Source organism: Trinickia sp. Y13 (assembly GCF_029522115.1).
GTDB lineage: Bacteria > Pseudomonadota > Gammaproteobacteria > Burkholderiales > Burkholderiaceae > Trinickia.
In genome coordinates, this window is record NZ_JAKWFK010000003.1 from 239,156 (window position 1) to 263,598 (window position 24,443).

Annotated in this window: 20 protein-coding genes and 1 tRNA gene; 17 read left to right on the forward strand and 4 right to left on the reverse strand. The window is 62.7% G+C overall.

Features of this window, described 5'->3' with window-relative positions:
- The first annotated feature begins 70 nt into the window (after positions 1 to 70).
- The 3 genes from MMB74_RS07290 (at position 71) to MMB74_RS07300 (ending at position 3,590) form a co-directional block, all read left to right on the forward strand.
- The gene (locus tag MMB74_RS07290) at positions 71 to 1,549 is read left to right on the forward strand and encodes an NAD-dependent succinate-semialdehyde dehydrogenase (protein ID WP_277427936.1); all 1,479 of its coding nucleotides are present in this window, start codon (positions 71 to 73) and stop codon (positions 1,547 to 1,549) included.
- 18 nt (positions 1,550 to 1,567) lie between these two features.
- Positions 1,568 to 2,956, forward strand: coding sequence for an aspartate aminotransferase family protein (locus tag MMB74_RS07295; RefSeq protein WP_277427937.1), 1,389 nt, complete (start codon positions 1,568 to 1,570; stop codon positions 2,954 to 2,956).
- A 286-nt stretch (positions 2,957 to 3,242) separates the two neighbouring features.
- Entirely contained in the window at positions 3,243 to 3,590 is a 348-nt protein-coding gene (locus MMB74_RS07300; protein WP_277427938.1) for a hypothetical protein, read from the forward strand.
- 225 nt (positions 3,591 to 3,815) lie between these two features.
- Here the strand turns inward: MMB74_RS07300 and fabI are convergent, their stop codons facing one another.
- On the reverse strand, positions 3,816 to 4,610 hold the full coding sequence (gene fabI, locus MMB74_RS07305) for an enoyl-ACP reductase FabI (RefSeq protein WP_277427939.1): 795 nt from the start codon (positions 4,608 to 4,610) through the stop codon (positions 3,816 to 3,818).
- A gap of 110 nt (positions 4,611 to 4,720) precedes the next feature.
- Here fabI and MMB74_RS07310 point away from each other — a divergent pair, with 110 nt between their 5' ends.
- The 5 genes from MMB74_RS07310 to MMB74_RS07330 all read left to right on the forward strand — a co-directional run bounded on the left by MMB74_RS07310 (position 4,721) and on the right by MMB74_RS07330 (position 11,307).
- Complete coding sequence (locus MMB74_RS07310) at positions 4,721 to 6,628, forward strand: extracellular solute-binding protein (RefSeq protein ID WP_277427940.1); 1,908 nt, start codon at positions 4,721 to 4,723, stop codon at positions 6,626 to 6,628.
- Positions 6,629 to 6,681: 53 nt separating this feature from the next.
- Positions 6,682 to 7,728: an ABC transporter permease subunit gene (locus MMB74_RS07315; RefSeq protein WP_277427941.1), complete on the forward strand. Its 1,047-nt coding sequence runs from the start codon at positions 6,682 to 6,684 to the stop codon at positions 7,726 to 7,728.
- 83 nt (positions 7,729 to 7,811) lie between these two features.
- The gene (locus MMB74_RS07320) at positions 7,812 to 8,843 is read left to right on the forward strand and encodes an ABC transporter permease (protein WP_277428192.1); all 1,032 of its coding nucleotides are present in this window, start codon (positions 7,812 to 7,814) and stop codon (positions 8,841 to 8,843) included.
- Entirely contained in the window at positions 8,840 to 10,486 is a 1,647-nt protein-coding gene (locus MMB74_RS07325) for a dipeptide ABC transporter ATP-binding protein (protein WP_277427942.1), read from the forward strand. The genes MMB74_RS07320 and MMB74_RS07325 overlap by 4 nt, the downstream gene beginning before the upstream one ends.
- A gap of 125 nt (positions 10,487 to 10,611) precedes the next feature.
- Positions 10,612 to 11,307, forward strand: a complete 696-nt coding sequence (locus tag MMB74_RS07330) for a C40 family peptidase (RefSeq protein WP_277427943.1) — start codon at positions 10,612 to 10,614, stop codon at positions 11,305 to 11,307.
- A gap of 135 nt (positions 11,308 to 11,442) precedes the next feature.
- Here the strand turns inward: MMB74_RS07330 and MMB74_RS07335 are convergent, their stop codons facing one another.
- Complete coding sequence (locus MMB74_RS07335; protein ID WP_346780672.1) at positions 11,443 to 12,420, reverse strand: patatin-like phospholipase family protein; 978 nt, start codon at positions 12,418 to 12,420, stop codon at positions 11,443 to 11,445.
- 217 nt (positions 12,421 to 12,637) lie between these two features.
- Here MMB74_RS07335 and gltX point away from each other — a divergent pair, with 217 nt between their 5' ends.
- The 5 genes from gltX (at position 12,638) to MMB74_RS07360 (ending at position 16,957) form a co-directional block, all read left to right on the forward strand.
- Entirely contained in the window at positions 12,638 to 14,041 is a 1,404-nt protein-coding gene (gltX, locus tag MMB74_RS07340) for a glutamate--tRNA ligase (RefSeq protein WP_277427945.1), read from the forward strand.
- Between the two features lie 100 nt (positions 14,042 to 14,141).
- Positions 14,142 to 14,217, forward strand: a tRNA-Ala gene (locus MMB74_RS07345).
- 490 nt (positions 14,218 to 14,707) lie between these two features.
- Positions 14,708 to 15,754, forward strand: a complete 1,047-nt coding sequence (locus tag MMB74_RS07350; protein ID WP_277427946.1) for a 2-dehydropantoate 2-reductase — start codon at positions 14,708 to 14,710, stop codon at positions 15,752 to 15,754.
- Between the two features lie 278 nt (positions 15,755 to 16,032).
- Complete coding sequence (locus tag MMB74_RS07355; RefSeq protein WP_277427947.1) at positions 16,033 to 16,260, forward strand: hypothetical protein; 228 nt, start codon at positions 16,033 to 16,035, stop codon at positions 16,258 to 16,260.
- Positions 16,235 to 16,957, forward strand: coding sequence for a GntR family transcriptional regulator (locus MMB74_RS07360; RefSeq protein ID WP_277427948.1), 723 nt, complete (start codon positions 16,235 to 16,237; stop codon positions 16,955 to 16,957). The genes MMB74_RS07355 and MMB74_RS07360 overlap by 26 nt, the downstream gene beginning before the upstream one ends.
- 27 nt (positions 16,958 to 16,984) lie before the next feature.
- Here MMB74_RS07360 and MMB74_RS07365 read toward each other — a convergent pair whose 3' ends face one another.
- Positions 16,985 to 17,941, reverse strand: coding sequence for a LysR family transcriptional regulator (locus MMB74_RS07365; RefSeq protein WP_277427949.1), 957 nt, complete (start codon positions 17,939 to 17,941; stop codon positions 16,985 to 16,987).
- Positions 17,942 to 18,478: 537 nt separating this feature from the next.
- Between MMB74_RS07365 and oxlT the strand changes: the two genes are divergently transcribed.
- Complete coding sequence (oxlT, locus tag MMB74_RS07370; RefSeq protein ID WP_277427950.1) at positions 18,479 to 19,786, forward strand: oxalate/formate MFS antiporter; 1,308 nt, start codon at positions 18,479 to 18,481, stop codon at positions 19,784 to 19,786.
- A 170-nt stretch (positions 19,787 to 19,956) separates the two neighbouring features.
- Here oxlT and MMB74_RS07375 read toward each other — a convergent pair whose 3' ends face one another.
- Positions 19,957 to 20,325: a hypothetical protein gene (locus MMB74_RS07375; RefSeq protein ID WP_277427951.1), complete on the reverse strand. Its 369-nt coding sequence runs from the start codon at positions 20,323 to 20,325 to the stop codon at positions 19,957 to 19,959.
- A gap of 232 nt (positions 20,326 to 20,557) precedes the next feature.
- On the opposite strand from MMB74_RS07375, the gene MMB74_RS07380 reads away from it, so the two are divergent.
- The 3 genes from MMB74_RS07380 (at position 20,558) to frc (ending at position 24,426) form a co-directional block, all read left to right on the forward strand.
- Positions 20,558 to 21,277: a GntR family transcriptional regulator gene (locus tag MMB74_RS07380; protein ID WP_277427952.1), complete on the forward strand. Its 720-nt coding sequence runs from the start codon at positions 20,558 to 20,560 to the stop codon at positions 21,275 to 21,277.
- A 114-nt stretch (positions 21,278 to 21,391) separates the two neighbouring features.
- On the forward strand, positions 21,392 to 23,134 hold the full coding sequence (gene oxc / locus MMB74_RS07385; protein ID WP_277427953.1) for an oxalyl-CoA decarboxylase: 1,743 nt from the start codon (positions 21,392 to 21,394) through the stop codon (positions 23,132 to 23,134).
- Positions 23,135 to 23,175: 41 nt separating this feature from the next.
- On the forward strand, positions 23,176 to 24,426 hold the full coding sequence (frc, locus tag MMB74_RS07390; protein ID WP_277427954.1) for a formyl-CoA transferase: 1,251 nt from the start codon (positions 23,176 to 23,178) through the stop codon (positions 24,424 to 24,426).
- The last annotated feature ends 17 nt before the right edge of the window (positions 24,427 to 24,443 follow it).

A 24,443-nucleotide genomic window follows, 5' to 3' on the forward strand; every position in this document is an offset into this window, starting at 1 on the left:
ACAGAAACTTCGCGAGCGGCGGCCGAGACAGAATGAATGTCATCTCAACGCTGAGTGAGGAGTGTGTGACATGAAGTTCGGGCACCCCGTTCTATTCAAATCGGTGTGTTACGTCGATGGCCATTGGACGCATAGCGACACGGCGTCGACCATCGCGGTGCAAAATCCGGCGGACCAATCGGTGATCGGCCACGTGCCGATGCTCGAGCGCGCTCAGATCGTCGCCGCGATCGATGCGGCGGATCGCGCGTTCGCGAGTTGGCGCTGGGTGGCGCAGCCGCAGCGCAGCGCGGCGCTGCTGCGCTGGCACGCGCTGATCGTTCGACACGCCGAGGACCTCGCGGCGTTGCTGTCGCTCGAGCAAGGCAAGCCGCTCGAGGAGGCGCGCGGCGAGGTGCGCTACGCAGCGAGCTTCGTCGACTGGTTCGCGAACGAAGCGAAGCGACTCGCCGGCCGCACGATTCCCACGCACATCGACGGCGCGCATCTGGCCACGCTGATGGAGCCGGTCGGCGTTGCGGCGCTGATCACGCCGTGGAATTTCCCGGTTGCGATGATCACGCGCAAGGCGGCCGCCGCGCTTGCCGTCGGCTGCACCGTCGTCGTCAAGCCTGCGCACGAAACACCGTTCACGGCGCTCGCGCTCGCTCAGCTTGCCGAAGAAGCCGGCTTTCCCGCGGGCGTGTTCAACGTCGTGCTCGGCGAGCCGCAGATGGCGATGGAGACGCTCGTATCCGATACGCGCGTGCGTGCGGTCAGCTTCACCGGGTCCACGCGCGTGGGCAAGCTCGTTGCGCAAACCGCTGCCCAAGCAGGCATCAAAAAATTGGCGCTGGAACTGGGCGGCAACGCGCCGTTCATCGTGACGCAGGACGCCGATCTCGACGCATCGGTCCGGATCGCAGTCGCGGCGAAATTCCAAACATCGGGGCAGGACTGCTGCGCGGCCAACCGCATCCTCGTCGCACGGCCGCTTTACGACGCATTCGTCGACCGATACGCGCAAGCCGTGCGGGCGCTGAAGGTGGGCGCGGCCTTCGAGCCGGGCGTCGACGTCGGGCCGCTCATGCATCAGGGCGCGTTCGAGAGCACGCTCGCGCGTATCGAAGACGCACGCGCCAAAGGCGCACGCATCTTGACCGGTGGGCGGCCGCACGAGCGCGGCGGCTGGTTCTTCGAGCCGACCGTCGTCGCGGACGCGCGGCCCGGCATGCGCATTTACGACGAAGAGAACTTCGCGCCGATCTCCGCCGTGTCTCCGTTCGATACGCTCGACGAAGCGCTCGCGCGTGCGAACGACACCGAGTACGGACTAGCCGCGTACGTCTGCGCGACGAAGATCGACACGATTTTCCAACTGATTCGCCGGCTCGATTTCGCCATGGTTTCCGTCAATGGCGTGAAGTTCACGGGGGCGCCGATCCCGTTCGGCGGGATGAAGGCCTCGGGCCTCGGCCGCGAAGGCGGATTCGAAGGTTTCGAACCTTTCGTCGAAACCAAATATTTCTGTCTCGGCAATATGGGCCTGCCTGTCGCGGCCATTGCCTAACGCATTTCAGGAGTCATCATGACGCAATCGATCGAACAACTGTTTCAGCAAGACCGCGCGCACTTCATGCATCCGTCGACGCATGCCCACGATCATGCAACGGGTGCCCTCGCGGGCAAGATCATTCGCGACGCCAAGGGCATTCGCATCGAAGACCATCAAGGCAAGCAATACATCGACGCATTCGCGGGCCTGTATTGCGTCAACATCGGCTATGGCCGCACCGAGGTGGCCGAAGCGATGTACGAGCAGGCCAAAGCGCTCGCCTACTATCACACTTATGTGGGGCACTCGAGCGACGCGATCATCGAGCTCTCGTCGCGCATCATCGATTGGGCGCCCGTCGGGATGAAGAAGGTCTATTACGGCATGTCGGGTTCCGACGCCAACGAGACCCAAATCAAGATCGTCTGGTACTACAACAACGTGCTCGGCCGGCCGAACAAGAAGAAGATCATTTCGCGCGATCGCGGCTATCACGGCTCGGGCATCGTTACCGGCAGCCTTACCGGCCTGCCGAGCTTTCATCAGCATTTCGACTTGCCGATCGATCGCGTCAAGCACACGGTGTGTCCGCATTGGTATCGGAAGGCGCCGGCCGGCATGGACGAGGCGCGCTTCGTCGCCTATTGCGTCGATGAACTCGAAAAGCTCATTGCACGCGAAGGCGCAGACACGATCGCCGCATTCATCGGCGAGCCGGTGATGGGCACAGGCGGCATCATCGTGCCGCCCGCGGGCTACTGGCCCGCGATTCAGGCCGTGCTGCGCAAGCACGACATCCTGCTGATCGCCGATGAAGTGGTGTGCGGCTTCGGCCGCGTCGGCTCGAAGATGGGCTCGCAGCACTATGGCATCGAGCCGGATTTGATCACGATTGCGAAAGGTTTGACGAGCGCGTACGCGCCGCTCTCGGGCGTGATCGTCGGCGAGAAAGTGTGGGGCGTTATCGATCGAGGCTCGAAAGAGCACGGCGCGATGGGGCACGGTTGGACCTATTCGGGCCACCCCGTTTGCGCGGCGGCGGCGCTCGCAAACCTGCGCATCTTGGAGCGCGAAAATCTGACGCGCAATGCGACCGAGGTCGGCGGTTACCTGCTCGAACGCCTGCACGCCGAGTTCGACGCGCATCCGCTGGTGGGTGAAGTGCGGGGGGCCGGCATGCTGGCTGCGCTCGAATTCATGGCCGAGCGCGACGCACGCACGCCGTTCGACGCCGCGCTCAAAGTGGGGCCGCGCGTTTCGGCCGCAGCGCTGCAGCGGGGGGTAATCGCGCGCGCGATGCCGCACGGCGACATCCTGGGCTTTGCGCCGCCGCTCGTCACGACGCGCGCCGAAGTCGACGAGATCGTCACGATCGTTAAACTGGCGGTCGACGAGGTTGCCGATCAGGTGGCGGCACGCTGAGCATCGGGCTAGGGAGCGCCTGCGCGCGTAGGCACTCCGGCGGGCTGGCTATGCCCGATCGTGCGCGTGGTAGCGGGGAAGACCGCCGTCTTCGCCGCCGCCCCACCGTTGTCACGGTCTTCCCCTTGCAGACGTTCGAAGCGCACCGTGGCTTTTCGCTGCTGCGGGTGCACGAGTGTTTCGCCGTCCGACGTTCTGCAGCAATAGTTACAAGTTTGAAATACGCCTATTGATTGCGCCGGGCTATAGTTCAATCCAACCACGCTACGCAATCAAAGGTGAATCCATGAAGTCCGTTGCCCGTATCGTTTCGTTGGCCGCTGGCGCGCTGGCTATCGGCGCATCCTCAGCGGCGATGGCGAGAGTCGACATCGGCGTCAACATCGGCGTGCCCGCGCCGGTCTATGTGGCACCGGCTCCGGTTTATGCGCCGCCGCCGCCTCCCGTCGTTTATCAGCCTGCGCCCGTCTATGTGGCGCCGGCGATCATCGTCGGCTGGCATGGCGACCGGTATTGGGACGGCGGGCGCTGGTGGGGCCGCGACGAATGGTATCGCCATCATCGCGGTTGGGATCACGACCACGGTCGTGGTCACGGATGGGGGCGCGGCGAGCATCGCGGGTGGAACCGCTGACGGGCGGCGGCTCGCTTCGGCCTCCTGCGGTTTCGGTAATCGGTGCTCGGGCGGCCGCAACACACCTGCTAGACGACAGGCAATCAGGGAAGAGCGCTGGCGCACCTACACCGGACGCGCCGAACTAAAGAAAAACCGCCTCGGCGTGCGCCGCAGGCGGTTTTTCTTTTATGGCGTGTGCGCGCGCTTTCAGGCGCGCGCCAACGCCGGCGGACGAGGACGCCCTTATTCGGCCGCTTCGCCCACCATGCCGCCGACGACGGCGTGAAAGCCGCTATCGACGTGCATGATCTCGGCCGTCACGCCGCTCGCGAGGTCCGACAACAGAAAGGCGGCGGTATTGCCGACTTGCTCGATCGTCACATTGCGCTTGAGCGGCGCGTTTTGCTCGACGAATTCGAGGATTCTGCCGAAGCCCTTGATCCCGCTGGCGGCAAGCGTCTTGATGGGACCGGCGGAAATGCCGTTGACGCGCACGCCCTTGGGGCCGACCGCGCCGGCCATGTAGCGCACGCATGCTTCGAGCGCGGCCTTGGCGACGCCCATCGTGTTGTAGTTCGGGATGACGCGCTCGGCGCCGAGGTACGAGAGCGTGAGCAGCGACGCGTTCTCCGACAGCATCGGCAGCGCCGCCTTTGCGAGGGCGGGGAAGCTATAGGCCGAGATATCGTGAGCGATGCGAAAGTTTTCACGCGTCATGCCTTCGAGGAAATCCCCGGCGATCGCCTCGCGCGGCGCGAAGCCGATCGAATGAACGAGACCGTCGAGCTTGGGCCAGTGCTGCCCCAGCGAGGCGAAGAGCGCGTCGATTTGCGCGTCGTCGGCCACGTCGCAAGGAAACACGAGTTCGCTGCCGAATTCAGCGGCGAATTCGACGATGCGGTCCTTGAAGCGATCGCCGACATACGTGAAGGCGAGTTCCGCGCCTTCGCGCTTGCAAGCTTGCGCGATGCCGTAGGCGATCGAGCGGTTCGACAGCAGACCGGTCAGCAAAATGCGTTTTCCAGCGAGAAAGCCCATGAATTCTCCTAGCGTTGTCAGTGCCGGGCGCCATGCGCGCAAGCGCCGCACAGCGGTGGCGGGTATCGGTTTGGGTAGAATTCTCTCACATTGGCACTTATGATCATCCGATGACGGTGACGACGACTCTAGGCCGGCGCCCGCTTGCGCCACGAAACACACGCGTGCGCCTCGCTTGGCGTCTGCTGTGCGCATGCTGGCTTGCGTGGGCATTGGGCTTGGCGCGCCCGGCCATGGCGGTCTATGCCATCGCCCAATTCGGCGAACCCAAGTACCCGGCCGGGTTCAAGCATTTCGATTACGTCAATCCGCAGGCGCCCAAAGGCGGCACGCTCGTGCTGGCGAATCCGAACCGGCTCACGAGCTTCGACAAGTTCAATCCGTTCACGATGCGCGGCAATCCGGCGCCCGGCATCGAGATGCTGTTCGAAAGCTTGACGACGGGCAGTTCCGACGAAGTGGCCTCCGCCTACGGGCTGCTCGCCGACGATATCCGTGTCGCGCCCGATCGCCTCTCGGTCACGTTTCATCTGAACCCTCGCGCGCGTTTCTCGAACGGCGATCCCGTCACGGCCGAGGACGTCAAATACTCCTTCGACACACTCAAGAGCGCCCAGGCCGCACCGCAGTTCTCGGTGTTTTACGGCGACATCGCGCGCGCCGTCGTCGTCGATGCCGCCACGGTCCGCTTCGAATTTCGTCAGCCCAACCGGGAACTGCCGCTGATCGCGGGCGGCGTGCCAATCTTCTCGCACAAGTGGGGGCTGCGGCCCGACGGCACGCGTATCCCATTCGATCAGCTCGCCTTCGAGCAGCCGATCGGCAGCGGGCCGTACATCATCGATCACTACGATACGGGCCACACGATCACCTATCGGCGCAACCCGTCGTATTGGGGCGCCGCGCTGCCCGTGCGGGTCGGCACGGGCAACTTCGATCGCATCACCTATAAGCTTTACGCCGACAGCACCGCTCGGCTCGAAGCCTTCAAGGCAGGCGAATACGATGCGCTCGTGGAGTACATCGCGCGCAATTGGGCGCGGCGCGATGTGGGCAAGCGTTTCGACGACGGTGAACTGATCAAGCGCGAGTTCCGCCAGCACAACGGGGCCGGCATGCAAGGCTTCGTGATGAACTTGCGACGTCCGCTGTTCCAGGACGTGCGCGTGCGCCAAGCGCTCGATCTCGCGTTCGACTTCGAATGGCTGAACCGGCAGTTGTTCTTCGGCGGCTACACGCGGCTCGACAGCTATTTCTCCGATAGCGCGCAACAAGCGACCGGCATGCCCAGCGAGGGCGAGCTTGCGATTCTGAACCCGTTGCGTGCTCAACTGGATCCGGCGGTGTTCGGGCCGATGACGGTGCAGCCGAGCACGGATCCGCCCGGCTCGCTGCGGGCCAATCTGCTCAAAGCGCGCGCGCTGCTGGCCCAAGCAGGCTGGCACTACCGCGACGGCGCGCTGCGCAACGCACAGGGACAACCGTTTCGCTTCGAGATTCTCGACGATTCGGGGGCGGCGATGGCCCCTGTCGCAAGCGTCTACATTCGCAACCTGAAGAAGCTCGGCATCGAAGCGAACTTTCGCACCGTCGACTTTGCGTTGATTCAAAAGCGCTTCGATACGTTCGACTTCGACATGACGTCGCTGCGCTACCCGGACGTGCAAGTCCCGGGGACCGAGCAGGTGTCGCGCTTCGGCAGCAAATCCGCCGACGAGCAAGGCTCGGACAACCTGATGGGATTGAAGTCGCCGGCCGTCGATGCAATCTTGCGTACGCTCGTGCATGCGCAGACGAGAGCGCAACTCGTCGATGCGGCGCGCGCGCTCGATCGCGTGCTGATGCACGGCTATTACGTCGTGCCGCAGTGGTTCAGCACCACGCATCGCATCGCGTATAAGCATACGCTGCGGTATCCGGCCACGCTGCCGCTGTACTATTCGGCGAGCGATTGGATCGTCTCGACGTGGTGGTTTGCGCCATCGTCGCCGGGCGGCAGCGGGGCCGCGGGGAACTAGTTCATCGCGGGCCGCGCGCCGGCTTCGCTTAGCTCATTTTCGGGTGCACGTATATGTGGAGTTACGTCCTCAAGCGACTGCTGCTAATGATTCCGACGCTGATCGGGGTGCTGACGCTGACTTTCGCCGTCATTCAGTTCGTACCGGGCGGCCCGGTCGAGCAAGCCGCCTATGAGCTTCGCAAGGGCGCGGTGCAGGAAGGGCAGGCAAGGCCCTTCGGTTTGCGCGCGAACTCGGGCGTGGACGCGCAGCAACTCGCTCAGCTCAAAGCGCTGTACGGTTTCGACAAGCCGCCGCTCACGCGCTACTGGTTGATGCTGTCGCGCTTCGCTCGCTTCGACCTGGGTCAGAGCTACTTCCATCATCAGAGCGTATGGTCGCTCGTCGTCTCGAAGCTGCCGGTATCGATTAGCATCGGGCTGTGGACGTTTTTCCTCACCTATTTGATATCGGTGCCGCTCGGCATCGCCAAGGCCGTGCGCAATGGTTCGCCGTTCGATCTCGCAACGAGCTTGATCGTGCTCGTGGGCTATGCGATTCCCGGTTTCGTGTTGGGCGTATTGCTGCTCGTGCTGTTCGGCGGCGGCTCGTTCCTGCAGATCTTCCCGCTGCGCGGCTTGGTGTCGGACAACTTTGCGCAATTGAGCCTGGGCGGAAAGATTGCCGATTACCTTTGGCACATAACGCTGCCGGTGACGGCTTCGGTCGTCGGCAGCTTCGCCGTGGTGACGATGCTGACGAAGAATGCCTTTCTCGACGAAATCAAAAAGCAGTATGTGCTGACCGCGCGAGCGAAGGGTTTGAGCGAGCGGCGCGTGCTGTGGAAGCACGTGTTTCGCAATGCAATGCTGCCGCTCGTGGTGGGCTTTCCAGCGGCGTTCATCGGGGCGTTCTTCACGGGCAGCCTGTTGATCGAAACGCTGTTCTCGCTAGACGGTTTGGGCCTGCTTTCCTATGAGTCCGTGGTGCGCCGCGACTATCCCGTCGTACTGGGCACGCTCTACATCTTCACGCTGATCGGGCTCGCAACGAAGCTGTTGTCCGACCTGTGCTACGTCTGGGTCGATCCGCGTATTCAATTCGAACAATTGGAGCGTTAGCGTTGAATCACGTTAGCCCCCGTACCGGCGCAGACGCGCAACCGCGCAGCGCACTGCCGAGCGTTCTCGCTTCGCCTTCGCCGATGCGCCGCGTATGGCGGCGCTTCAAGGCGCAGCGCTTGGGCTATTGGAGCCTCGTGCTGTTCGTCGCCGCCTTTGCCGCGAGCCTCGCCGGGCCGTTATGGTCGAACGACAAGCCGCTCGTCGTTCGCTACGACGGCAAGTTTTATTTCCCGATTGCCAAAACCTATCCGGAGACGCGCTTCGGGGGCGATTTCCCCACGCCGGCGGATTACCTCGACCCCTATGTGAAACAGCGCTTCTCGTTGCCCGGCAATTTTGCGTTATATCCGCCGAATCACTATTACTACGACACGCTCAACTACTTCTCGCGCGAGCCCAATCCCGCGCCGCCATCGGCCGAGAATTGGCTCGGCACCGATTCTCAAGGCCGCGATGTGTTCGCACGACTCTTGTACGGCTTTCGCGTATCGGTCGAGTTCGCGTTGGTGCTGACGTTGATCGGCAGCGTGCTCGGCATCGTCGCGGGGGCCGTGCAAGGGTATTTCGGCGGACGCATCGATATCGTGGGGCAGCGCCTGATCGAAATCTGGAGCTCGTTGCCCGAGCTCTACTTGCTGATCATTTTCGCGTCGATTTTCGAGCCTAGCTTCTTGCTGCTCATCGTCTTGCTGTCGCTGTTCGGCTGGATTGGATTGGCCGACTACGTGCGCGCCGAATGTTTGCGCAACCGCACCCAGGACTATGTGCGCGCGGCGCGCGCCATGGGCCTATCGAATTGGCAAATCATTTGGCGCCACGTTTTGCCCAATAGCCTGACACCCGTCATCACGTTTCTGCCGTTCCGCATGAGCGGATCGATTCTCGCGCTGACGAGCCTCGATTTCCTCGGTCTGGGCGTGCCCGCGCCGACGCCCAGCCTTGGCGAATTGCTCGCGCAAGGGAAAGCGAATCTCGATGCCTGGTGGATTTCGCTCTCGACGTTCGGCGTGCTCGTCGTCACGCTGCTGCTGTTGACGTTCATGGGCGATGCGTTGCGCAATGCGCTCGACACGCGTATCGCCGACGCGATGCGCGCCGGAGGCAATCAATGAGCGCCGCGTCGGCAGTTCCCCTCACGCCCTCGGACGCGTCGGCGTGCGCCGCGCCGCTGCTCGAACTCGAGCATCTGCGCGTTGCGTTCGGCGATACGGTCGCCGTGGACGATCTGACGTTTTCCATCGCGCAGGGCGAGCGCGTGGCGCTCGTCGGCGAATCGGGATCGGGCAAGACCGTGACTGCGCTCGCGATCCTGCGGCTGCTGCGCGATGCGCAAATCGGCGGCAGCATTCGCTTTGCCGGAGAGGATCTGCTCGGCAAAAGCGAGCGGGCCATGCAAGCGCTGCGCGGCTCCGACATCGCGATGATCTTCCAAGAGCCGATGACGGCGCTCAATCCGCTTTATACGATCGGCGAGCAGATTGCCGAGACGATCGTCGCGCATGAAGGCGTCTCGCCGCAGCAAGGCCGGTTACGGGCCGTGGAACTGCTGGCCCGCACGGGGGTGGCCGAGCCGGCCAAGCGCGTGCTGAGCTACCCGCATCAGCTCTCGGGAGGACAGCGCCAACGCGCCATGATCGCAATGGCGCTGGCTTGCCGGCCGCGTCTGTTGTTGGCCGACGAACCGACCACGGCACTCGATGTGACGATTCGCGCACAGATCGTCGATCTGTTGCTCGACATTCAGCGCGACGAAGCGCAAAAGCGCGGCATGGCCGTTTTGCTGATCACGCACGACCTCAATCTCGTGCGGCGCTTCGCCCAGCGCGTCGCGGTCATGGAGCGCGGTTTGCTCGTCGAAAGCGGGCCGGTCGAGCGCGTGTTCGAAGCGCCGCAGCACCCGTACACGCAGCGCTTGATCGCAAGCCGCCCGCAACGCAGCGTGACGCCGGTGCTGCCGATCGCGCCGGTGCTGATCGATGCCCGAGAAGTGTCCGTATCGTTTGCGACGCCCATGCCCGGCGTGCGCGGTTGGTTCCGCTCGGGCCGCTTCACAGCCGTATCGAGCGCGAGCGTCAACGTCAGACAAGGCGAGACGCTCGGCATCGTCGGCGAATCGGGCTCGGGCAAATCGACGCTGGCAATGGCGCTGCTAGGGCTGCAGCGCACAGTCCAAGGCTCCATCGAGTTCCAAGGGCGGCCGCTCGCAAGCTACCGCGGCCGCGAGCAGACACAACTGCGCTCGAACATGCAGGTCGTGTTTCAAGATCCGTTCAGTTCGCTGTCCCCGCGTCAGACCATCGAGCGCATCGTCGGCGAAGGATTGGCGTTGCATCGTCCCCAATTGAATGCGACCGCGCGTCGCGAAAAGGTAATTGCCGTATTACGGGAAGTGGGGATCGATCGAGCGGCGCTGGCGCGGTATCCGCACGAATTCTCGGGCGGGCAGCGGCAGCGCATCGCGATCGCGCGCGCTTTGGTGTTGGAGCCGCGGCTGCTGGTGCTGGACGAGCCGACCAGCGCGCTCGATGTCTCGATTCAGCAGCAGGTGCTGACGCTCCTGACGGCGTTGCAGCACAAATACAACCTCGGATTCGTTTTCATCAGCCATGATTTGGCCGTGATCGGCGCGATGGCTCACCGCGTGGCGGTCATGCAAAACGGGGCCATCGTGGAAAGCGGTGACGTAGAAAAAATCTTCTCGAATCCGGCCCATCCGTATACGCGAAAACTCCTCGCTGCGAGCCTGCAAGGGTAATTCGTAGCAATTGTGACGGTACCCCGATTGTTTTTTTTAATTTGTTTTGACATTCGGTAACTTCGTGGCTAGTATCGTCCAAACTTTTCGCAGTTCACTGATTCTTAAGCAAAACCTACCGACCAATGCAGCACCGATATTTTGCCCAGGCTTGTACGCGCGTCGTCGCCGGGATGTTCATTGGCGTGTTGATGACGGCAGCAGCCGGCGCGTTCGCAGAAGAAACCAACAATTCGCAGCAGATCGCTTCACCCGCCTCGGCTCAGATAGAGTCGAATGCGTCGTCTTCTTCACAGGCCTCTTCCTCGCAATCGTTAAACGTCACCAGCACCACGGGTCGCGCAAAGGCGTTCCTGTCGGGTGTCGCAGGGAAGGCGGGCGACGTCGTTGTCGGCGCGCTGAACATGATCGGTGTGCGCTATCGCTGGGGCGGCAGTTCGCCCGATTCGGGGCTTGATTGCAGCGGCTTCGTGCGCTACGTGTTCCAGGACACCCTGGGTATGGCGCTGCCGCGCCGTGCCGAGGAAATGAGCCGCGTCGGAGAGAAGGTGCGAATGGCCGATCTGAAACCGGGCGATCTCGTTTTCTTCAACACGATGCGTCGCACGTTCTCGCACGTGGGCATCTATATTGGCGGCAACAAGTTCGTGCATTCGCCGTCGACGGGGAGCACCATTCGGGTCGATGATCTCGACAATGGCTACTGGGAAAAGCGCTTCACCGGCGCGCGCCGGATCGAAACGCAGTTCCATACGAAGGACGACGACCTGCGCCAGCGCGTTAGCGCAAGCTTTAATGACGTCGGTGTGAGCGGCAACTGACGCCTCGACCGATAGCTTGCCGGCCGTTGCTATCGGTCGGCAACGGGCTCGGGCCGTCGGCTCGAGCCGCTCGCTGAAGTAAGTGGCCCGCTTAGGCGGGCTTTTTCACGTGCGTGTTGCGTTGCGGCTTTGCCTTCAAGCCGCCGCGGCCGCGCCTTGCCGATGGTCGGCCAGCTTGCGCTGCAGGTCCCCATAGAGCCGCGCCACGGCTTCTTCCCCCGCCAAAATGGCTGCGTTGCGCTGGCCGAAATCGGCCCCGCTCATTGCGGCGAGATTCGGACGGATGACGAAATCCGCATATTTCTCGAGCTCGTAGGTCTTGATCGTTTGTCCCATGATCGTGAACGTCTGAAGCAGCACGTCGAACGAGCTTTGCGTCAGCGCGGTTTCGGGATTGGCCGAGATGTCGACGGCGATCACGAAATCGGCGCCCATTTTGCGCGCGAATGAAGCAGGGACGGGGCTAACTAGCCCGCCGTCTACGTACTCGTGACCGCCGATCTTCACAGGCTCGAATATCGATGGGACGCTGCACGAGGCTCGCACCGCGATGCCCGTATCGCCGCGCTGGAACAAAATCGGCTGGCCGCTGCGCAGATCGGTGGCCACGATGCCGAGCGGTCGCGCCATCTTCTCGATCGGCCGGTTGTGCAACGTCGTATCGACGTAGCTTTGCAGGGCGACGCCTTGCAGGAAGCCCCGCGTGCGGAACGGCATGGCCCAATCGCTGATCGACGCTTGATCCATCGTCAACGCCAGCTTGTTGATTTGCAGCCCGCTCATGCCGGAGGCATAAAGCGCGCCAACGACCGAGCCCGCGCTCGTGCCGCAGATCAGATCGACTTGGAGCCCGCGGGCTTCTAGCGCTTTAATGACGCCGATATGTGCGAAACCGCGTGCGGCGCCGCCGCCTAGCGCTAGACCGATCCGAAGCGGCTTTTGCGGCGCAGCCGGTTTCGTTTCGACGTTCGACTCGTTCTGCTTGGTGACGGGCGAAGCGCAGGCGGCGAGCAGGGCCGATGCGCATGCAACGGTGAACTCGCGACGGGCGAGTCGGGGGGAAGACGATTTCAACGGTATCTCCAGCGGCGCGCCCGGGAGGCGCACATCGATGCGCCGGGCGTGGATAGTGGCGCGCCGGCACGCCGGCCAGCCGGCCGGCGCGCGCACATGATACGGCAAAAGCGAACCGCGTCGGCGGCCTTGCCTATGTCGGTCGCAGGGCGGCGACGGCGAGCCGCCGGTTATAATCGCCGCTTACTTTTCTGTTCGTTCGATGGCGCCGCGCTCTTCGTGACTTGCGCCCGCCGCCGAACCATCGACGCTACCTATGACGACCGTCCGCACCCGCTTCGCCCCGAGCCCGACCGGCTTCATTCATCTCGGCAACATTCGTTCCGCGCTTTACCCCTGGGCTTTCGCTCGCAAGATGAAGGGCACGTTCATCCTGCGCATCGAAGATACGGACGTGGAGCGATCGACGCCCGAATCGGTCAATGCAATCCTCGAAGGCATGGCGTGGCTAGGATTGGACTTCGACGAGGGGCCCTTCTACCAGATGCAGCGCATGGATCGTTATCGCGAGGTCGTCGCGCAAATGCTCGATCAAGGCCTCGCGTATCGCTGCTACATGTCGATGGAAGAGCTCGAGGCGTTGCGCGAGCGTCAACGTCTGGCCGGCGAAAAGCCGCGCTACGACGGCACGTGGCGGCCCGAGCCGGGCAAGATCTTGCCGGAGCCGCCCGCGGGCGTCGAGCCCGTGATTCGCTTCAAGAATCCGCTGACGGGCGTGGTCGCTTGGGACGATGCGGTCAAGGGGCCTGTCGAAATTTCGAACGACGAACTCGACGATCTCGTCATTGCGCGGCCGGACGGCACGCCCACCTACAACTTTTGCGTGGTCGTCGACGATCTCGATATGTGCATCACGCACGTGATTCGCGGCGACGATCACGTCAACAACACGCCGCGGCAGATCAACATTCTGCGCGCGCTCGGCGGGCAAACGCCCGTGTACGCACACTTGCCCACGGTGCTGAACGAAGCCGGTGAAAAAATGAGCAAGCGGCACGGCGCGATGAGTGTCATGGGCTATCGCGATGCAGGCTATCTGCCCGAAGCCGTGCTCAATTATTTGGCGCGCCTCGGCTGGTCGCACGGCGACGCCGAAATTTTTTCACGGGAGCAGTTCGTCGAGTGGTTCAACCTCGAGCATCTGGGCAAGTCCCCCGCGCAGTACGACCACAATAAGCTCAACTGGCTTAACAATCACTACATCAAGGAAGCCGACAATGCGCGCCTCGGCGAGCTCGCGAAACCGTTCTTCGCAGCGCTCGGCATCGGCGAGGCGGCGTTGGCCGGCGGACCGGCTTTAGCGTCGGTCGTGGCGCTGATGAAAGACCGGGCGACGACCGTCAAGGAAATCGCGGAAAACGCCGCGATGTTCTATCGCACGCCGGCGCCCGACGCCGACGCCCTCGCGCAGCATCTGACTGATGCGGCGCGGCCGGCGCTCGCGGAACTTGCCGCTACGTTGCGCAGCGCCGAATGGACGAAGGAGGGCATCGGCGCCGCGCTGAAGGCGACGCTCGCAGCTCACAAACTCAAGATGCCTCAATTGGCGATGCCCGTGCGCCTGCTCGTGCTGGGCACAACGCATACGCCGTCGATCGACGCCGTGCTCGCGCTGCTACCTCGCGAGGTGGTGACGGCGCGCCTGGATGCGGCGGCCTAGGCGCTGGCGCGCGCATCGCCGCGAAAAAAATGCGTGGCGATGCACGAAGGGTATTTACAAGTTCCGAAAGCCTCTATAAAATCTCATTTCTGTTCTGCACGGGGGTATAGCTCAGCTGGGAGAGCGCTTGCATGGCATGCAAGAGGTCAGCGGTTCGATCCCGCTTACCTCCACCAAGAACTGTTCAGCAGTCGATCGAAGTAGTACCAAAGGCCCCGTCAGCGTCATGCTCACGGGGTTTTTTGTTGCCCGCTCGTCATCTCGTGCGCCGTGCTTTCAACGCGCCGATCGTTTCTTCCGTTGCCCACGCGCGCCGTCTCGGGTCGATCCATTCGCGATCCCTAATTCACACGATAAAAAACTTTAACTTTTCCTAATGGATTGGTGCGCGCAATATCGTTGGCAGAGAGGGGCCGCGGCCAAATCCAGGCGAGGCGCGGCCCACCGCTGCGACGGACGGCACGAGACGTTTTCGGCACTGTGGTAGGCACGGCGGTAGGCACCGCGCTAGGCACGGCGGTATCGTGAGGACTCCTAACGAGTTCGCAGCCCGCGCGGCGGGGCCTACCAAGTGCGAACGACCCACGCTCTTCTTTATCGATCGATACGGGTGTTGCACCCCGTGCGAGTTCGACCGCTTTCGTGACTCCACTAAAGGTACGGCATATGAAGATTTGCGTTTATGGCGCTGGGGCAATCGGTGCATATATGGGCGGGCGGCTCGCGCAGGCCGGAGCGGACGTCAGCTTCGTTGCGCGCGGGCCGCATCTCGCGGCAATGCAAGCGAATGGCGTAAGGCTCGTGACGGAGGAAGACACGCGTGTCGTCCACGTGCGATGCACGTCCGACGCGAGCGAGCTCGGGCCGCAGGACTACGTCATCATCGCGCTCAAGGCGCACTCGGTGCCCGGTGTCATCGAGGCGATGCAACCGCTGCTGGGCCCGCAGACCGCGGTGGTCACGGCCGTCAACGGCATCCCGTACTGGTACTTTCATCGGCACGGCGGCGAGTTCGCGGGTGCCAAGCTGCAGAGCATCGATCCCGGCGGCGCGCAGTGGGATCGTCTGGGCCCCGAGCGCGCCATCGGTTGCGTGCTCTATCCGGCCGCCGAGATCGTCGAGCCCGGCGTCGTGCGGCATGTCTACGGTAACAAGTTTCCGCTTGGTGAACCGAGTGGCGAGCAGACCGAGCGCATTGTCATGTTGCAGGAAGCCATGGTGGCGGCCGGCTTCGATGCGCCGATCCGGGACAACATTCGCGACGAGATCTGGCTCAAGCTGTGGGGCAATCTTTGCTTCAACCCGATTAGTGCGCTAACGCACGCAACCCTGGACATCATCGCGAGCAACCCGGCGACCCGCGCGGTCTCGCGCTCGATGATGCTCGAGGCGAAGTCGATTGCCGAGCGCTTCGGCGTGCGTTTTCGCGTGGACGTCGAGCGGAGGATCGATGGGGCGGGCGCCGTCGGCGCGCACAAGACCTCCATGTTGCAGGACCTCGAGCAAGGACGGCCGATGGAAATCGATCCGCTGCTGACGGTCGTGCAGGAGATGGGGCGGCTCGTGGGGCAGGCCACGCCGATCATCGATGCCGTGCTGGCGCTCATCAAGTTGCGCGAACAGACTGCGCAGCAGACGCGCACCGGTCACGCCGCCCAGCCTAGTCGCGCAGCGACGGCAGAGCCACCGCGCGAAGCGGTCCGCGCGGCATAGCGCGTCATTGCGCCGGTTGCCCGCCCGCGAGTGCGATGGCAGGGCGCAGAACGCGTCCGTGGCCGCGCGCTCGCAAGCTGCATCCGGACGGGCCCCTGACGAGGGGCCCGTCCCTTTTCCGGTGTGCCTCTCGTACGTCTGCGTTGGCGTAACATGGAGTTGTTTCATGGGCGCAACGTCCGTGAAATATCACATACCAAATACTTGACGATTACCGCATTGCATCATTACCATGAGCTTGTCTGGTCGTAATGACCGCTTTCACATGGAGTAGTGCGATGGAACTGTCTTCTTTGACCTTATTGACCGCGGCGGGCCTTGTCCTTGGCGCCGCCGCGACTTACTTGATGGCCCAACTGCTGCCTGCGCCTGTCGCCGAGATGGCCGCGCGCCACGGGCGCTTCGTCGGTCTCGGAGAGGGCAGGCAAGCTACCACGCCGCCGGCGCCGCATCGCCGTCGGACCCAGCGCGAGGCAATGAATGTCGTCAGAACTGCTCACTCCTAAGCAGGCCGGCGCGCCTGTAACGCTTTCGCTGAAGTCGATCGGCGCGAACGTCAGCTTGCGCGATCAGGCGTACGCCATGTTGCGCAAGGCCATTGCCGACGCGGACATCTACGCGACGCGCGAGCCCGTGCGTTTGGATGAACGCATGCTCAGTGAAACGCTCGGAGTGAGCCGCACGCCGATCCGCGAGGCGATGACGCTGCTCGAGCAAGAGGGTTTCTTGCGTACGGTGCCGCGGCGCGGCATCTACATCGTGCGTAAGAGCAAGCGCGAGATCGTGGAAATGATTCAAATGTGGGCCGCGCTCGAGAGCATGGCCGCGCGGCTGGCGACCCAGAATGCCAGCGACGAAGAAATCGCGCGATTGCGGCGCATGTTCGACAATTTTCGCGATACGACGCCGGCCGAGCATATCGCGGAGTACTCCGATGCGAACATCGCCTTTCATCAGGCCATCGTGGAATTGTCGAAATCGCAAATCATCCTCGAGACGATCAAGAATATCTTCGTGCACGTGCGAGCGATTCGCCGTATGACGATTTCACAAAGCGATCGTGCGGCGCGCTCGATCGTCGATCATCTGCGCATCATCGAAGCGCTCGAGCAACGCGATACCGATCTGGCCGAGCGGCTGGTGCGGCAACATTCGCTCGATCTCGCCGCGTACGTCGACGCGCACTGCGATTTTCTCGACTGAGGCGTGCGCGGGCGCGGCGCCCTCGGCTCAACTCGATGGCGCCAGTTTCGCCGTCAATGCGCTCACGCGCGTGATTTTTTCGAGTTGAGCCGCGCCTTCCTCGATCAAGAACCGCTTGAAGGCTTCGGCGACGGGGGGCAACCGCTTGTTCTTGCGGTGCACGACGTACCAGTTGAGCATCACGGGGAAGCGTTCGACGTCGAGCACGACGAGATGGCCGACCTGTAGCTCGAGGCTGATCGTATGACCCGAGAGGAAAGCGATGCCCATGCCGGCGATGACCGCCTGCTTGATCGTTTCCGTGCTCTTGATTTCCATTGCGATCTTCAGATGATCAAGCCGCCCTCCCAGGCCGTCTTGCATGGAATTCCACGTGTCCGAGCCGCGTTCGCGCACGATGAACGACTCCTGCGTCAACTGGTCCATGCTGATGAAACGTTTGCCGGCGAGCGGATGGGTGGGCGCCGCGACGATCACGTACGGGTGCGGCGCGAATGGTTCATTGACGACGTCCATGCCCGCCGGCGGCCGAACCATGACGGCAAGATCCGTTTGGTTCGTCGATAGCTGGTGCAGCAACTCTTCGCGATTGTGGACCGAGAGGTTGAACGTGACGCCGGCATGGCGGCGCGTGAATTCGGCAAGCAGGCGGGGAAAGAAGTAATCGCCGGCGCTGATGACGGCGACATTGAGCGTGCCGCCCGAGATGCCTTTGAGCTGGCTCATCGCTTCGTCCTCCTGCTGGAATTGCTGGAGGATCGTACGGCTGAACTGCAGCATCTCCGCGCCGGCAGGCGTCAGGTAGATCTTCTTGCCCAATTGTTCGAACAGCGGCAGCCCGGCGTGGTCCTCCAGTTGCGCGACTTGTGTCGAAACGGCAGGCTGAGTCAAATGCAGTTCCTCGGCCGCCCGTGAAAAGCTCAACAGGCGCGCCACCGTTTCGAACACCTTCAATTGCCGAAGCGTTGCGTTTCTGATGGTCATTGCAGGTGCCGGCCTATAAGCGAAACTAGATCGTTATCCTAGCAAGCTTCAACGTTTCCTAACTTAGGCAAAGACCCTATGCACGCGCGCGGCGCACGCGTGGGAGTCACGCGTCGGCATCTCCCGGGAACGCTGGCGCCATGGGGAGAGGAGCGTTGCGTGCGCTCGCCGCAATGGGGGCACCGAGCCGATACGCTGCCGCGCATGGCCTGCGTCTGTGGAAACAAGCGCGTTCGGCGACGGGAAACCATAAGTCATTGTGAATCAAGACGGTAATAAAGTTTGATTATCGATAATCGTCCTAAGCCCCTAGCATGCCTCTATGCATCCGGCAGATTGATCCTCCAAGGCGATGGGCTCCGACGCGTGCGCATCGACCGTCGGGCCGCAGGCCTTTTGTCTATGGATCGACCTCTCGGTGCGCTTGCTTTTCAGGCGGCGTGTTGGACTCGGACATGAATTGACCAAGTGCACCGCTCGAGTGCGCTAGCCGGGCCGCCTTTCGCTTTCGATAACGAAATCATGGAGACGAAGCACATGGACGGATCTGCACTACAGACCCCGGCGTTTTGGAAAAACAGGTGGTGCCAGCTCGTCATAGGCATGCTTTGCATGGCGCTTATCGCTAACCTGCAGTACGCCTGGACGCTATTCGTTGCGCCGATACATGCGAAGCACGGCTGGAACAGGGCCGAGATCCAGTTGGCGTTCTCTATCTTCGTCATCACCGAAACCTGGCTCGTGCCAATCGAAGGGTACCTCGTCGACCGATTCGGGCCGCGGCCTGTCGTCGCCGTCGGCGCGCTGTTCGCGGGCGTCGCGTGGGTCATGGATTCGCTCGCGTCGTCGCTGCCTGTCCTGTATGCGGCTGCGGTCATCGCGGGCATCGGCGCCGGATGCGTATACGGCACATGCGTCGGTAACGCGCTGAAGCTGTTCCCCGATCGCCGCGGCCTGGCGGCGGGCTTGACGGCCGCAGGGTTCGGCGCCGGCGCGGCCGTGACTGTCATCCCGATCGCAAACATGATCGTGCGGGCCGGCTACGAGCATACGTTTTTCTTTTTCGGCATCGTGCAGGGCGCTTGCATCCTCGCGCTCGCGCTGTTGCTCGGCAAGCCTGCGTTGCGCGGCTATGGTGCGCCCAAGCGAAAGCTCGCCGTCACGAAGATCGACTACACCGCCAAGCAGATGGTCCGCACTCCGGTGTTCTGGATGATTTACGTATCGTTCGTGGCGGTAGCCGCGGGCGGCTTGATGGCAACGGCGCAAATCGGACCGATCGCCAAGGATCTCGGCTTGGCGCGCATCCCCATGACGCTCTTCGGCATGACGTTGCCGTTGCTGACGATGACGCTGTCGATCGACAACCTGTGCAATGGGCTGACGCGCCCCCTGTGCGGATTCCTCTCCGATAGGATCGGACGCGAGAACACGATGTTCATCGTCTTCATCGGCGAGGGGCTCGCACTGCTCGGGCTGATGCAATACGGGACGAATCCGTACGCGTTCATGACGTTTGCCGCCTTCATCTTTCTGTGCTGGGGGGAAATTTTCTCGATTTTCCCGGCCATCTGTGCCGATACCTTCGGCAGCAAGTTCGCGGCGGGCAATGCCGGCGTGTTGTACACCGCCAAGGGCACCGCGTCGCTGCTTGTTCCGCTCGCATCGATTTTGGCCTCGACGGGCGGCTGGAACGCCGTATTCCTGGTTGCCGCTAGCATCACGATCGTAGCCGGCGTAAGCGCGAAGTTCCTGCTCGCACCGATGCGCGCCCGGTGGCTCGAAGCGCAGGGGGCCGAAGAATCATTCGTCGCGGCGCCGCGGCCCTCTACGATGCCACACTGACATTGCCCGCCGGCGCCTGGCTCGAGTTGGGGTAGGCGTCCGGTTTTTCGCTTAGGCGTCTTCGGTTGCCGGCGGCGGCAAAAAGAAACACCGCGCTGTGCGCGGTGTTTCGGATTTGATTAGGTGTCCTAATTATTATGGCGCCGCTCGGGCGCCGAATGAGATCCGGTTTAGGCGCCGGCCAGCATGGGCAGTGGGAAGTCCGTGGCGGGATGGGGCTCGCGGGCGCGAACCTGAACGACCGAAGGACGATTGGTCTCGAGCGCGACGGCGTGGCGGACGCACGGCGGCTCCGGCCGCAGTTCGTTCTTCTTCTCGAGAATCGCCCGGCTCAGGAAATTGGCGCTGTAGGCCGTGAGCAGGTGAGGCTGATGCATTTGGATGTACGCGACGATGCGCTCGCGTTCGTCCTCGATGCCGGCGAGCGACGCGAGCGTGCGAACGTCCCAACGAAAGCGCAGCCCGAGTTCGGCGAACGCCATGTTGTAGGCGCACAGATGCGCGTCGAGTTCGGTCAGGTCGCGGGATGTTGGATTCATGGGCTCCTCCTTAATCGGTCAATCGTGACTGAGCTAAAGCATAGAGCCATCAGAAATAGATGATAGTTAAAGTTTTATTGGAAAAGCATAAGCAATAAGTTATCGATCCGAGAGGTGAATTGCGCTGCGCGTCGACGTACGTGGCTGGCTACGGAGGAGGATGTATTTACGCCTTGGTATTTAGTGGTATGTGATATATCGTATAACCCATGCCAAAAATACGAGTGGAGACATGACGATTAACAGGGAAGCCGCCACCTACCGGCCGCCTACGGCGCTGTCGTTGGCACCGCTCGGACCCGCTGCATCGTTGCGCGATCGGGCATATGCGAGCTTGCGGCAGGCGATTGCCGAAACGGACATCTACCGCAGCCGGGAGGCCATCCGTCTCGACGAGAAAGAGGTCGCCGAAGCGCTGGGCGTGAGCCGCACACCGGTTCGCGAAGCCATGACGCTGCTCGAACAGCAAGGTTTCTTGCGCACGGTACCAAGGCGCGGCGTCTACATCCTGCGCAAAAGCAAGCGGGAAATCGTCGACATGATCCACATGTGGGCCGCGCTGGAAAGCATGGCTGCCCGCTTGGCCACGCTGAGTGCGTCGGCCGAGGACTTCGCGGCGCTGCGGCGCTTGTTCGATGCCTTTTGCGAAGCTGCTCCGTCCGCGCATGTCGACGCATATTCCGAAGCCAACCTTGCTTTTCACCAGTCACTCGTCGAGTTGTCCGGCTCGCATCTACTGATCGAGGCGGTTAGGAACATCTTCGTGCACGTACGCGCGATCAGGCGCACGACCATCGCTCGCGGCGATCGTGCGTCACGCTCCATCGCCGAGCACATGAGCATCATCGAAGCGCTCGAGGCGCGCGACACCGAACTGGCGGAGCGGCTCGTGCGGCAGCACTCGCTCGATCTGGCGGCATTCGTCGAGGCGCACTGCGACTTCCTCGACTGACGCGCGTGGCGTCGAACGAGCGCTACGCGAAGGAGCACAAAACTGCTTGATAAAACACAGTATGTGGCATATGGTATATCACAGCCGAACAACAAAGGCGCAAGGAGGCAGGACATGGCAGCAGTGATTGGGCAAATCGAGGCAGAGAGCGTCCCCGAAACGGAAGCGCCGTCGATGACCGACGGATTTCACCTGGTCATCGACGCATTCAAGCTGAACGGCATCGACACGATCTACGGGCTTCCCGGCATCCCGGTTACCGACCTGGCGCGGCTCGCGCAAGCGCGCGGCATGCGCGTCATCAGTTTTCGCCATGAGCAGAACGCGGGCAACGCTGCCGCAATCGCCGGCTATCTCACGCAAAAGCCTGGGCTGTGCCTGACCGTGTCGGCCCCCGGCTTCCTCAACGGCCTGACGGCGTTGGCCAACGCCACGACGAACTGCTTTCCGATGATCCTCGTGAGCGGGTCGAGCGAGCGGGAAATCGTCGATCTTCAGCAGGGCGATTACGAGGAGATGGACCAGTTGAACATCGCCCGCCCTCACGCGAAAGCCGCGTACCGGGTGTTGCATGCCGAAGACATCGGCATTGGTGTCGCTCGCGCCATTCGCGCCGCCGTTTCGGGGCGCCCGGGCGGCGTGTACCTCGACTTGCCGGCCAAGCTGCTGGCCCAAACGATGACGGCGGAAGCCGGACGGCGTTCGCTCGTGCGCGTCGTCGACGCCGCGCCGCGCCAGTTGCCGTCCCCGGAGTCGGTCGAGCGGGCGATCGACTTGCTGAAGAGCGCGAAGCGTCCGCTTATCTTGCTCGGAAAAGGCGCAGCTTATGCGCGTGCAGATGCCGAGATTCGCGCGCTGGTGGAGCGCTCCGGCATTCCATACCTGCCGATGTCGATGGCCAAGGGACTCTTGCCCGACGACCATCCCCAGTCGGCATCGGCGGCGCGCTCGTTCGTGCTGGCAGAGTCGGATGTCGTCCTGCTGATCGGCGCGCGCTTGAATTGGCTGCTCTCGCACGGCAAAGGCAAGACGTGGGGCGCGCCGAAGCGGTTCATTCAGGTGGACATATCGCCGACGGAAATCGACAGCAACGTGGCCATCGCGGCGCCGGTGGTCGGCGATATCGGCTCGTGCGTGTCGGCGCTGCTCGAAGGCATCGGCGCTTCGTTCCCGCGGCCCGACGCGGCGTGGCTGCAAGCGGTCGGCGAGCGCAAGAGCAAGAACCTCGAAAAGATGGCTGCGACGCTCGCGAAAGATCCCGTGCCGATGAATTTTCACAGCGCGCTGCGCGTACTGCGCGATGTCGTGAAGGCCAACCCGAGCGTGACCGTCGTCAACGAGGGCGCCAATACGCTCGACTACGCCCGCAGCATCATCGACATGTATGAACCACGCAAGCGGCTCGACTGCGGTACATGGGGAATCATGGGGATCGGCATGGGCTTCGCGATCGGCGCGGCCGTCGAAACGGGCAAGCAAGTCATCGCGATCGAAGGCGACAGCGCGTTCGGTTTCAGCGGCATGGAGGTGGAAACGATCTGCCGCTACCGCTTGCCCGTGTGCATCGTCGTCTTCAATAACAACGGCGTCTATCGCGGGACCGACAAAAACCCGTGCGGCGGCGAGGACGTCGCGCCTACCGTGTTCGTCAAAGGCGCGCGCTACGACAAGCTGATCGAAGCGTTCGGCGGCAAGGGCTACCACGTGAGCACGCCCGCGGAGCTCGAGCGTGCGCTGCGGGAAGCGATCGCATTGGGCGAGCCGGTACTCATCAACGCCGTGATCGACGAAGCGGCCGGCACCGAGAGCGGGCGCTTGACGAATCTCAATCCGCAAAGCGCCGCCAACAAGAAATGACCTCCCTCCAACATCCGGAATCAGCCATTAGGAGAACGAACGTGAGCCTACCCTTGGAAGGTATCAAGATCATCGATTTCACTCATGTGCAGGCAGGGCCGGCTTGCACGCAGATGCTTGCTTGGTTCGGCGCCGATGTGATCAAGGTCGAGCGCCCAGGCTCCGGCGACGTGACGCGCACGCAGTTGCGCGATATCCCCGGCGTCGATGCCCTCTACTTCACCATGCTCAACAGCAACAAACGTTCGCTGACGCTGGACACGAAGAAGGACGAAGGCAAAGCCGTGCTCGAGAAGCTGATTCGGGAATCGGACGTGCTCGTCGAAAACTTCGGCCCGGGGGCGCTCGATCGCATGGGCTTTTCGTGGGAGCGCATCAACGAGCTCAATGCGAAAATGATCGTCGCGTCGGTCAAGGGTTTTTCGGACGGCCACCACTATTCGGATCTCAAGGTCTACGAGAACGTCGCCCAGTGCGCGGGCGGCGCGGCATCGACCACGGGCTTCTGGGACGGTCCCCCGACTGTCAGCGCCGCGGCGCTCGGCGACAGCAATACGGGCATGCATCTGGCCATCGGCATTCTCACGGCGATTATCGGCCGCCAGCAGACAGGCAAAGGCCAAAAAGTTGCCGTGGCGATGCAAGACGCGGTGCTCAATCTATGCCGCGTGAAGCTGCGCGACCAGCAGCGTCTGGAACGCGTCGGCTACCTGGAAGAGTATCCGCAGTATCCGCACGGCACGTTCAGCGATGTGGTGCCGCGCGGCGGCAACGCGGGCGGCGGCGGCCAGCCGGGTTGGGTGCTCAAGTGCAAGGGCTGGGAGACCGATCCCAACGCCTACATCTACTTCACGGTGCAGGGGCATGCGTGGGCGCCGATTTGCCGCGCGCTCGGACGCCCCGAGTGGATCGACGATCCCGACTACAACACCCCGGAAGCTCGCCAGCCGCATATCTTCGACATTTTCGCGAAGATCGAGCAGTGGCTGGCCGACAAGACGAAGTACGAGGCCGTCGACATCCTGCGCAAGTTCGATATCCCGTGCTCGCCCGTTCTCAGCATGAAGGAACTCGCGAACGACGAATCGCTGCGCAAGTCGGGCTCGATCGTGGAGGTGGAGCATAAAGAGCGAGGCACGTATTTGACGATCGGCAGTCCGATCAAGTTTTCGGACCTCAAACCCGAAATCAAATCATCGCCGCTGCTCGGCGAGCATACCGAGGAGGTATTGCTCGGGCTGGGTTATACGAAGGACCAGGTGCGCGAAATGCGCGAGGTGGGCGCCGTCTGAGTGCTACGCTGCGGTGC